Annotated in this window: 9 protein-coding genes and 1 pseudogene; all 10 read left to right on the top strand. The window is 69.5% G+C overall.

What is annotated here, in order from left to right; all coding sequences use genetic code 11:
• Positions 1-200: pseudogene (locus MJ777_RS20540) on the top strand (transposase); the annotation flags it as partial.
• A gap of 231 nt (positions 201-431) precedes the next feature.
• Complete coding sequence (locus MJ777_RS20535) at positions 432-659, top strand: hypothetical protein (protein WP_239311988.1); 228 nt, start codon at positions 432-434, stop codon at positions 657-659.
• Between the two features lie 165 nt (positions 660-824).
• A complete protein-coding gene (gene argC / locus MJ777_RS20530; RefSeq protein WP_239347335.1) occupies positions 825-1,853 on the top strand; it encodes an N-acetyl-gamma-glutamyl-phosphate reductase in 1,029 nt (342 codons plus the stop codon).
• A 182-nt stretch (positions 1,854-2,035) separates the two neighbouring features.
• Positions 2,036-3,187: a bifunctional glutamate N-acetyltransferase/amino-acid acetyltransferase ArgJ gene (gene argJ / locus MJ777_RS20525; RefSeq protein ID WP_239311991.1), complete on the top strand. Its 1,152-nt coding sequence runs from the start codon at positions 2,036-2,038 to the stop codon at positions 3,185-3,187.
• The gene (argB, locus tag MJ777_RS20520; protein ID WP_239377495.1) at positions 3,184-4,179 is read left to right on the top strand and encodes an acetylglutamate kinase; all 996 of its coding nucleotides are present in this window, start codon (positions 3,184-3,186) and stop codon (positions 4,177-4,179) included. Before argJ ends, argB begins: the two co-directional genes overlap by 4 nt.
• A complete protein-coding gene (locus MJ777_RS20515; protein WP_239377494.1) occupies positions 4,176-5,375 on the top strand; it encodes an acetylornithine transaminase in 1,200 nt (399 codons plus the stop codon). The genes argB and MJ777_RS20515 overlap by 4 nt, the downstream gene beginning before the upstream one ends.
• A gap of 231 nt (positions 5,376-5,606) precedes the next feature.
• Complete coding sequence (gene argF / locus MJ777_RS20510) at positions 5,607-6,590, top strand: ornithine carbamoyltransferase (protein WP_239377493.1); 984 nt, start codon at positions 5,607-5,609, stop codon at positions 6,588-6,590.
• Positions 6,591-6,693: 103 nt separating this feature from the next.
• Positions 6,694-7,299: an arginine repressor gene (gene argR, locus MJ777_RS20505; protein ID WP_239312009.1), complete on the top strand. Its 606-nt coding sequence runs from the start codon at positions 6,694-6,696 to the stop codon at positions 7,297-7,299.
• Positions 7,300-7,426: 127 nt separating this feature from the next.
• The gene (locus MJ777_RS20500; protein WP_239347326.1) at positions 7,427-8,629 is read left to right on the top strand and encodes an argininosuccinate synthase; all 1,203 of its coding nucleotides are present in this window, start codon (positions 7,427-7,429) and stop codon (positions 8,627-8,629) included.
• Positions 8,626-10,080 (top strand): argininosuccinate lyase, encoded by a 1,455-nt coding sequence (gene argH / locus MJ777_RS20495; RefSeq protein ID WP_239347325.1) that lies wholly within the window; start codon positions 8,626-8,628, stop codon positions 10,078-10,080. The genes MJ777_RS20500 and argH overlap by 4 nt, the downstream gene beginning before the upstream one ends.
• The last annotated feature ends 503 nt before the right edge of the window (positions 10,081-10,583 follow it).

The following is a 10,583-nucleotide window of genomic DNA, read 5'->3' as shown; positions in this document are numbered from 1 at the left end:
ACGCCGAGGGCCGGGTCGAGGGGCGTGCCGAGGGGCGTGCCGAGGGTCGTGTCGAGACCCTTGTCCAGCAGCTGATGCTCAAGTTCGGCCCGCTTCCCGAGACGCTGCTGACCACCGTGCGCAACGCCTCCGCTGATCAGCTGCGGACCTGGACCGTCCGCGTTCTGACCGCCGACACCCTCGACCAGCTCTTCGGCTAGCCGGCAGGCGCATCTGGAGGCCGGTCCCTCGATCGTCGCGTATCGCGAGCCAGCCATCGAGGTCGCTCATGCGACCATGAAAGACGGGCCGTCGGCTCGGCTGGCGGTCGTGGCGACCGCGACCGCGGTCCCGCCGCCCGGACAGGCCGAAGAATGGTCCCATGTCACGGTCACCCGGGTGCCGACAGAGGCCGAGGCGCGGCCACCCCGAAGCACGCCTCCGGGCTGGACATGATCGAGCAGTGGTTCGGTGTCCTGACCCGTCGACTGGTGCGCTGTGGCGACTTCGCTTCCCGTGAGGACCTCGAGGCACAGATCACCGAGCTGGCGGTGCGGGCCCACCAGCCTGCGGCCCGTGCCGACCCGAACCAGTGGATGACCTCTATGGGCAGGCGCGCCGAGGTGTCGAGCCGCACGACTGCGTACAGCGCGCTCTCGGCATCGGAGCATCCGCCATGACGCTGGCGGCTGCCTGCCCCGGCAGGCATGCGGTCGCTGTGAGCTATTCGCGTACTGGCAGCTCGCCCGGCGTTGCGGGACGGGCGGTCGTCTCCGTGCGGCGGGCCGGGAACGGCTGCTGACATGCTTGCATGATCATGATGATGTGTGTATAAGTTTTCAGTCATGGGGATGACAGCGGCGTTGGCGGGAGCGAGTGGTTACGCGGGTGGGGAGCTGCTGCGCCTGCTGCTCGGGCATCCGGAGATCGAGATCGGCCCACTGGCGGCGGGTTCGTCGGCCGGGCAGGACGTCACCGACGTCCATCCGCATCTCCCCGATCTCACCGGCCGGGTCTTCGCCGACGTGTCGGCTCTTGCCAGCGTCGACGCCGACATTGTGTTTCTTGCGCTCCCGCACGGCAGGTCCGGCGCTGTCGCGGCGACACTGCCGGATGGCGTCCGCGTGGTCGATCTCGGAGCGGACCACCGGCTCGCCGACGCCGAGGCCTGGCTGCGGGTCTACGGCGGCGACCATGCGGGAACCTGGACGTACGGGATGCCGGAACTGCCCGGCGCACGGGCGGCGATCCGTGCCAGCACCCGCGTCGCGGCCCCGGGCTGTTTTCCCACCGCGGTCACGCTCGCCCTCGCGCCGCTGCTGGGCGCGGGCTTGGTCGACACCGAGGACATCGTGGTGGTGGCGGCCAGTGGCACCTCGGGCGCGGGACGGTCGGTCAAGGCGAACCTGCTCGGCAGCGAGGTCATGAATGACCTGACCGCTTACCGGGTCGGACGCCACCAGCACCGCCCGGAGATCCTCCAGGCGCTGCGCGGTCTGGTGAACACGCCCGTGTCCATGTCGTTCACGACGGTCCTGGCGCCGACACCGCGCGGCATCCTCGCCACCTGTACCGCTCGGCTCGGCTCGGCGGTCACCACCGATATGCTCCGCGACGCCTTGGACGCGGCTTACACGGGCGAGCCCTTCGTCCGGGTCCTGCCGCCGGGGCGCTGGCCCCGCACCGCGGCGACGCTGGGCGGCAACGCTGTCCACCTGCAGGTCACCGCCGATCACGAGAGCGGGCGGGCGGTGGTTGTCGCTGCCGTCGACAACCTGTGCAAGGGCGCTGCCGGCCAGGCGCTGCAGTGCGCGAACCTCATGCTCGGCCTGCCGGAGACCAGCGGCCTTACATCGTCGGGCATCGCGCCGTAACCTGCCGGCCCCTAACCTCCTCGGCTCCTGCCCCTTGACCTCCGACCGGCTGGCCTGGCTGGCCTGGCTGGCCCGCGGTGAGGATCCGGCGTCCGCCGCCTGAATTCAATCATTCGCATTCGGCCCTGCTGACAGTGGCTTTTCATACCGACGCAGTAAGGAGCGATCATGGGTGTAAGGCTGTGAGCGTGACTGCCCCGGGGGGGTTTCGGGCCACAGGAGTGGCGGCTGGGCTCAAGCCGTCCGGGCGTCCGGATGTCGCGGTTGTCGTCAACGGCGGTCCGTCGGACACGGCCGCGGGTGTGTTCACCGGCAACCGGGTGCAGGCCGCGCCCGTCATCTGGTCACGTCAGGTGCTCGCGGACGGCCGGCTGCGGGCGGTCGTGCTGAACTCCGGCGGTGCCAACGCGTGTACGGGGCCTGCCGGTTTCGCCGACACCCATCGCACCGCCGAGCACACCGCCGGCCTGCTGGGGATGGGTGCGGGCGAGGTCGCCGTCTGCTCGACCGGGTTGATCGGGATACGGCTCCCCATGGATCTGCTGCTGCCCGGCGTTACCAAGGCGGTGGCCGGGGCGTCGGCCACCGGCGGGCCGGCGGCGGCCGAGGCGATCTGTACGACCGACACCGTCAGCAAACAGGTTGTGCGCGCGGCTGGTGGAGTGACGGTCGGCGGGATGGCCAAGGGCGCCGCGATGCTCGCGCCGGCGCTCGCCACGATGCTCGTGGTGCTGACCACGGACGCGGTCGTCGACCCGGTCACCGCCGACCGTTTGCTGCGGGACGCCTGCCGTACCACCTTCGACCGGGTGGACTCCGACGGCTGCATGTCGACCAACGACACCGTGCTGCTGCTGGCCAACGGTGCGTCCGGCGTGCGGGTATCCGCGGAAACGCTCGCTGGCCTGGTGACCGAGTCCTGCGCTGACCTGGCCGGGCAGCTGCTCGCCGACGCGGAGGGCTCGACCAAGACGATCGCGATCACCGTTACCGGTGCCGCCGACGAGGCCGACGCGCTGGAGGTCGGCCGGTCGGTCGCGCGCTGCAACCTGCTCAAGTGCGCGCTCTACGGCAACGACCCGAACTGGGGCCGGGTGCTCGCGGCCGTGGGCACCACCCGCGCATCCTTCGAACCGGACGCGCTCGACGTCGCGATCAACGGAGTGTGGGTGTGCCGGGCGGGCGGGCCGGGGGAGCCGCGCGAACTCGTCGACCTGACCGGCCGGGAGGTCTCCATCCGGATCGACCTGCACGCCGGCCCCAGTGAGCTGACGGTCTGGACGAACGACCTGACCGACGGGTACGTCCACGAGAACTCGGCGTACTCGACATGACCGCCGTACCGGGGGCGGGCCGGCCCCCGGCGCTGGCCCGGGGGCATGCCGCGCTGGCCAAGACCACCGTGCTGATCGAGGCGCTGCCCTGGCTGTCGCGGTTCCACGGTTCCACCATTGTGATCAAATATGGCGGCCACGCCATGACCGACCCGGTGCTGCGGGAGGCGTTCGCCGCGGACGTCGTGTTCCTGCGCTACGCGGGCCTGCGGGTGGTCGTGGTCCACGGGGGCGGGCCGCAGATCACCGCCCATCTGGCCCGGCTCGGTGTCGAGTCGGTGTTCGCCGGTGGCCTGCGGGTGACCACTCCGGAGACGATGGAGATCGTCCGGATGGTCCTGGTCGGCCAGGTCAACCGGGATGTCGTTGGATTGATCAACAGTCACGGCCCGTTCGCGGTGGGCCTGTCCGGTGAGGATGCCAACCTGCTCACCGCGCGGCGCAAACCGGCGGTCGTGGACGGCCGCGAGATCGATATCGGGCTGGTCGGGGACGTCGTCCAGGTCGCCCCGGAGACCCTGACGGCGCTGCTGGACTCCGGCAAGGTCCCGGTGGTCGCCACCGTCGCCCGGGGGATCGACGACGGGGTCTACAACGTCAACGCCGACATTGCCGCGGCCGCTCTGGCTACCGCGATCGGCGCGGCGAAGCTGGTCATCCTTACCGATGTCGAGGGCCTGTACGCGGACTGGCCGCACAGCGACGAGGTGATCAGCGAGCTGTCCGTGGCGGAGCTCGCTGCCCTCCTGCCGACGCTGACCACCGGGATGATCCCGAAGATGGAGGCCTGCCTGCGAGCCGTGCACGGTGGCGTGCCGCAGGCCCACGTCCTTGACGGCCGAGTGGCACACGCCGTTCTGCTGGAGGTCTTCACCGATGACGGGATCGGGACTCTGATCACGCCAGCTGCGGCCACGGTGGACACCGCCGCGACCACAGCGGCCGCTGTACCCGCCGCCACGTCCGTGCATACCGTGGGAGGAACCCCATGAACGCTGACCTGCTCGATCGCCGGGATGCTGTGATCATGGCGGCTTACGGCCGCCCGCGGATCGCGTTGGAACGCGGTGCCGGCACCCGGGTGTGGGACGCGGACGGGCGCGAGTATCTCGACCTGATCGCCGGGGTCGCAGTCAGCGCCCTCGGCCACTGCCACCCGGCGGTGCAGGCCGCGGTGTGCGATCAGGTCGGGCGCCTCGGCCATGTCTCCAACCTCTATGTGAACGAACCGCAGGTCGCCCTGGCCGAGCGGCTGCTGGGACTGCTGGGCGTCGCTGGTCGGGTGTTCTTCTGCAACTCGGGCGCGGAGGCCAACGAGACGGCCATCAAGATCTCTCGGCGGACCGGCCGCACCGAGATCGTCGCAGCGGATGGATCTTTTCACGGACGTACTCTAGGCGCTCTGTCGATTACTGGCCAGGCGTCCAAACGGGCGCTGTTCGAACCGCTGCTGCCCGGCGCACGCTTTGTTCCCTATGGCGATATCGCCGCCCTGGCGGCGACGGTCAGCGACCGTACCGCCGCGGTCTTCCTGGAGCCGACGCTGGGCGAGGCAGGGGTGATCCCGCCGCCGCCCGGCTACCTGCGGGCGGCCCGTGCCATTTGCGACCGGGCCGGCGCGCTGCTCGTCCTTGACGAGATCCAGAGCGGTATCGGCCGGGCCGGCACCTGGTTCCTGCACCAGAGCGAGGCGATCGTCCCCGATATCGTGACACTGGCCAAGGGACTCGGCGGCGGCCTGCCGATCGGAGCCTGCGTCGGGTTCGGCCCGGCCGGCCAGCTCCTGCGTCCCGGCGACCATGGCAGCACGTTCGGCGGGGGGCCGATTGTCTGCGCGGCCGCGCTCGCGGTGCTCGACACCATCGAGCGGGACGGACTGATCGCGAACGCGGTGGAGGTCGGGCGCGTCCTGACCGACGGGATCCTCGACGCCGGTGTGCCGGGCGTGGTGGGGGTCCGCGGCCGTGGGCTGTGGCTGGCGATCGAGCTGAACTCGCCGTTCGCCGCCGCCTTCGAAACCGCCGCTTGCCATGCGGGTTTCCTGGTCAATGCCGTCAGTCCGGACGCGGTGCGGCTCGCCCCGCCGTTGGTGCTCTCGGCCGCTGAGGCGGCCACGTTTGTCGCGGCGCTGCCCGCGATCGGCCGAGCGGCGCTGACCGCGGCCGAAGACTCTAAGGTCTGCGCATGACGGTGTGTCCCGGTGTCCTCCGCCGCTGCGCTCCTCGTTCGCTGGTGCTCGCTGCGATGCTCGCGATGGAGGTTGGGGCGTGCGACGCTTTTTGCGCATGCCCCGGCCGACCGGGTGCGGGTGTCCCGCAAGGCATGGAGGCCACCTCATGACGGTGTGTCCCGGTGTCCTCCGCCGCTGCGCTCCTCGTTCGCTGGCGCTCGCTGCGATGCTCGCTTTGGAGGCCACCTCATGACCATCCGACACTTTCTCCTCGACACCGACCTGACGCCGGATGAACAGGCTGCCCTGCTCGACGCGGCCGACCGTGTGAAGGCGACCCGCCGGGTGCGCGACGCTGGGCCCAGGCCACTTGCTGGCCGCTCGGTGGCGTTGCTGTTCGAGAAACCGTCCACCCGCACCCGGATGTCGTTCGACGTCGCCGTGGCCGAGCTCGGTGGCCACCCCGTGGTCGTGGATGCGGCCGCCACCCAGCTGGGCAGAGGCGAGTCCATCGAGGACACGGCTGCGGTCTTCAGCCGGTATGTCGACGCGATCGTGGTGCGGACGTTCGCGCAGGACCGCTTGGAGCGGATGGCGGCGGCGGCCTCGGTGCCCGTGGTCAACGCTCTTTCCGATCATGCTCATCCGTGTCAGGCGCTCGCGGACCTGCAGACGATCCGGGAGCACCGCGGCACCCTCGCTGGGCTGACCCTTGCCTACTTCGGGGATGGCAACAACGTCGCGCATTCGCTGGTGCTGGCTGGCGCGCTTGCCGGCATGCGGGTCCGGGTGGCCTCGCCGCCCGGATACGAGCCCTTCGAGCAGGTGCTGCGGCAGGCAGCCGAGATCTGTTCGAGGACTGGCGGCACGGTCAGCGTGACGCACGACGCGCGGGAAGCCGCGTCCGGTGCGGACGTGCTGTACACCGATGTCTGGGCCTCGATGGGCCAGGAGAGCGAAGCTGACAGCCGGTCGCTGGTCTTTCAGCCGTATCAGCTCGATGAGAAGGTGGTGGAGGCCGCCGCCGTTGATGTGATCATTATGCACTGCCTGCCAGCGCACCGTGGCCTTGAGATCACGGGTTCCGTCCTCGACGGCCCCCGGTCGGTTGTCTTCGACCAGGCCGAGAACCGGCTGCATGCCCAGAAAGCGCTGCTGGCGTTTCTGCTCGACCAGACCGATCCGGTCTCGCGGCCGTCCCCCCGGGCGCTGGCTGGCAAGGTCACGCCGTGATGGTGTGCCCCGGCGTCCTCCTTCGCCAGGCTCCTTGGCCGCTGGTGCTCGCCACGGTGCTCGCCACGGTGCTCCCCGCGGTGCTCGCCACGGAGGCCGCCGTATGAGCACCCAGGTACCCAGGGTTTCCCGGCACGCTGCCGCGCCGCTGACCAAGCACGCGCGGCAGGCGAGGCTTGCGGCCCTGATAGCCCGCCAGCGGGTGCGTTCGCAGACGGAGCTGGCTCGGTTGCTGGCGGCGGAGGGCATCCAGGTCACCCAGGCGACGCTGTCCCGTGATCTGGAGGATCTCGGCGCGACCAAGGTGCGTGGCCCGGATGGTGCGTTGGTGTATGCCGTCGATGTCAACCTGGCGCCGACCGAGTCCGTGCGGCTGCCGCTCGGCCGGCTCTGTGAGGATCTGCTCGTTTCGGCGGAGGCCAACGGGAACCTGCTTGTCCTGCGGACCCCGCCGGGTGCGGCGCAACTGTTCGCCTCGGCGCTGGACCGGGCGGGGCTGCCAGAGGTCATGGGCACCATCGCTGGCGATGACACAGTCCTGGTGATCTGCCGGCCGGCATTGATCGCCGTTGCTGATCCGGCTGGCGGTACCGACCCCACCGGCCCCGAACTCGCCGCACGGCTGCTCGATCTTGCGGACGGGCGCTCCCGTGGTTCACCTGTCAACGGCCCATCTGCCGACCTGGCCGGCCAAGTCCCGCCGGCCTGATACACAGAGCAAAATGATTTTTGCAATCCTGGTGTGATGATCTAAAAATATCTGGCTGAGTGCGGCGTGGCGTTGGCTTTTCTGGCGCGGCAGGCAGCCCTGATGATTGTGGAAAGGTTGATCCGTAGTGACCGACCGCGTCGTACTCGCGTATTCGGGCGGCTTGGACACGTCCGTGGCTATCGGTTGGATCGGTGCTGAAACCGGCGCCGAAGTGGTCGCGCTGGCCGTTGACGTCGGCCAGGGTGGTGAGGATCTTGAGCTGATCCGGCAACGGGCGCTGGCCTGCGGGGCGGTGGAATCCGTCGTGGTCGATGCCCGCGCGGAGTTCGCCCAGTCGTTCGTGGCCCCGGCCATCCGGGCCAACGCTCTCTACATGGACCGCTATCCGTTGATCTCGGCTTTGTCGCGGCCTGTCATTGTCCGTCACCTCGTCGAGGCAGCCCGCACCTTCGGCGCTGGAGTCATCGCGCATGGCTGCACCGGCAAGGGCAACGACCAGGTGCGTTTCGAGGTGGGCGTGATGGCTCTTGCCCCGGGCCTGTCGGTGTTGGCGCCGGTGCGGGATTCGGGGATGACACGGGACAAGGCGATCGCGTTCGCGGACGAGCGCAACCTGCCGATCGATGTGACCGCGCGTTCGCCCTACTCGATCGACCAGAACCTGTGGGGCCGTACGGCCGAGTGCGGCGTGCTCGAGAACCCATGGGCGCAGCCCCCGGAGGATGTCTTCGTCTACACCGCTGACCCGACCACCGCGGGGGAGCCGGACGAGGTGACCATCGGTTTTGTCGACGGGCTGCCGCTCTCTCTGGACGGCCGGGCCCTTCCTCTCGTGGACCTGATCGCCGAGCTGAACCGCCGCGCCGGTGCACAGGGCGTCGGGCGCATTGACATGATCGAGGACAGGCTGGTGGGGATCAAGAGCCGGGAGATCTACGAATGCCCGGCGGCGATCACCCTGCTGACCGCGCATCGTGACCTGGAGGACCTCACCCTCGAGCGCGAGGCCGCCCGGTTCAAGCGGGGGGTGGACCAGCGCTGGGGCGAGCTTGTCTACGACGGCCTGTGGTACTCGCCATTGCGGGCGGCGCTGGACGCGTTCATCGACTCCACGAGCGCCCGGGTCACCGGCGATGTCCGGATCCGGCTCGCCGGTGGTGTGGCCCAGGTGGTCGGACGGCGTGGCGAGGCGAGTCTCTACGACCACGCTCTCGCGACCTACGACGCGGGCGACCAGTTCGATCAGCGTGACGCACGGGGTTTCATCGACCTGTGGGGCCTGCCGACCACGGTGTGGTCAGCTCGTGAACAGCGGCTGTCCCGGTGAGCACATCGGCCTGCGAACCACCGGGCTCAGGGCCATCGGCGTCCGCGCCGCCGACCCGGCTGTGGGGTGGTCGTTTCGCCGGCGGTCCGGCGCAGGCGCTGGCGCGCCTGTCGGTCAGCGTCCAGTTCGACTGGCGGCTCGCCCCGTACGACCTGCGGGCCTCGGGCGCGCACGCCCGCGTGCTGCACCGCGCCGGCCTGCTCGACGACGGTGAGCTCACCGCCGTCCTCGCGGCCCTGGACAATCTGTCCGAAGCCGTGCGAACCGGTCGTTTCCGACCGACGGTTGACGATGAGGACGTGCACACGGCCCTGGAACGGGGTCTGCTCGAGCGCCTCGGCACCCTTGGGGGCAAGCTGCGGGCGGGGCGAAGCCGTAACGATCAGGTAGCCACCGATCTTCGGATGTATCTGCGGGAGCACGCCCGGCAGGTGGCAGGGTGTCTCGTCGACCTGCAACTAGCTCTCGTCGACCAGGCGGCGGCACAGGTGGACACGCCGGCACCCGGGATGACCCACCTCCAGCATGCCCAACCGATCTCGTTCGCCCATCAGCTGCTCGCCCACGTCCACGCGTTCGCGCGTGATGTGGACCGGTTACGGGACTGGGACCGGCGTGCCGCCGTGTGCAGTCTGGGCGCGGGCGCGCTGGCCGGTTCCTCGCTCCCGCTCGACCCGCACGGCGTCGCGCGGGAGCTCGGTTTCGACTCGGCCTTCGCGAACTCGATCGACGCGGTCTCCGACCGTGATTTCGTCGCGGAGTTCCTGTTCGCGGCCGCGCTGATCGGTGTGCACCTGTCCCGGCTCGGCGAGGAGATCGTTCTGTGGACGAGCCGGGAGTTCGGTTGGGTCGAGCTGGACGACGCGTTCGCCACCGGTAGTTCGATCATGCCGCAGAAGAAGAACCCGGATGTCGCCGAGCTCGCGCGGGGCAAGTCCGGCCGGCTGATCGGCGCGCTCACCGGACTGCTCGTCGTGCTCAAGGGGCTGCCGCTGGCGTATGACCGTGACCTGCAGGAGGACAAGGAGCCGGTGTTCGACGCGGTCGACACCCTGCTGCTGGTACTGCCGGCGACCACGGGCACGGTGGGGACCATGCGGATACACCGGGAGCGTCTCGCCGCGGCCGCTCCCGAGGGGTTTGCGCTGGCCACGGATGTGGCTGAGTACCTCGTCCGGTGTGGAGTGCCGTTTCGGGAGGCGCACGAGGCGGTCGGGCAACTGGTGGCCTGGTGCGCCGCGCGTGAGGTGGGACTCGACGAGGTCGGTGACGACGACCTGGCGGCCATCAACCCGCGCCTGGCTCCGGGCGTGCGCACGGTGCTCTCCGTCCAAGGCGCGCTGGAGGCTCGTTCGGCTCCGGGCGGGACAGCTCCGGCCCGGGTACGCGAACAGCTCGCGGCAATCACCGAACGGCTCGTACGTGACCGTGAGTGGGCAAAGAGCTTCTGATGGCCTTCAGACGAGAGCAGATCATCAATAGATGACCGCTGGATGAACATCTGGCGACCACGTGTCTGGCAGGCCGCTCCTGGCGGGGTCGCGGCGGCCCCGTCAGGAGTCGGGCCCGCGACGTGACGGGAATGCCGACCGGTCGACCGGTCGACCGGCTGATCAGGAGCGGGGCCGGCGCGGCGGCAACAGCCCCCGATGGTCCCATAGCAGACAGGTTGGTCAAGACGACATTCAGGCGATGTGATGTAGGTAACAGATCGAGAAGCCGTTGACATTTGACGTTCCCGCTCTGCACCCGTAATGTTCTCCTTGCCGGCGGACAGCCGGGAGACACCGAAGCCGAGAAGCGCCGGTGGCCCCAACCCCGGCTCGACACTCTCTGCGAGTGATCGAAGGTAGCCGTCGAGGCTTCCGCCGGATAGTCCGGAATGGTCTGACTCGACCGGATTCCAACAGTAGCTTAGAAAAATGCTCCGGGTGGGAGTTGAAAGATTCCCCAT

The sequence above is a fragment of the Protofrankia sp. Cj5 genome, from assembly GCF_917627405.1.
Lineage (GTDB): Bacteria > Actinomycetota > Actinomycetes > Frankiales > Frankiaceae > Protofrankia.
Note: the sequence above shows the minus strand (reverse complement) of the source record. Positions and strands in the feature narration are given on the sequence as shown.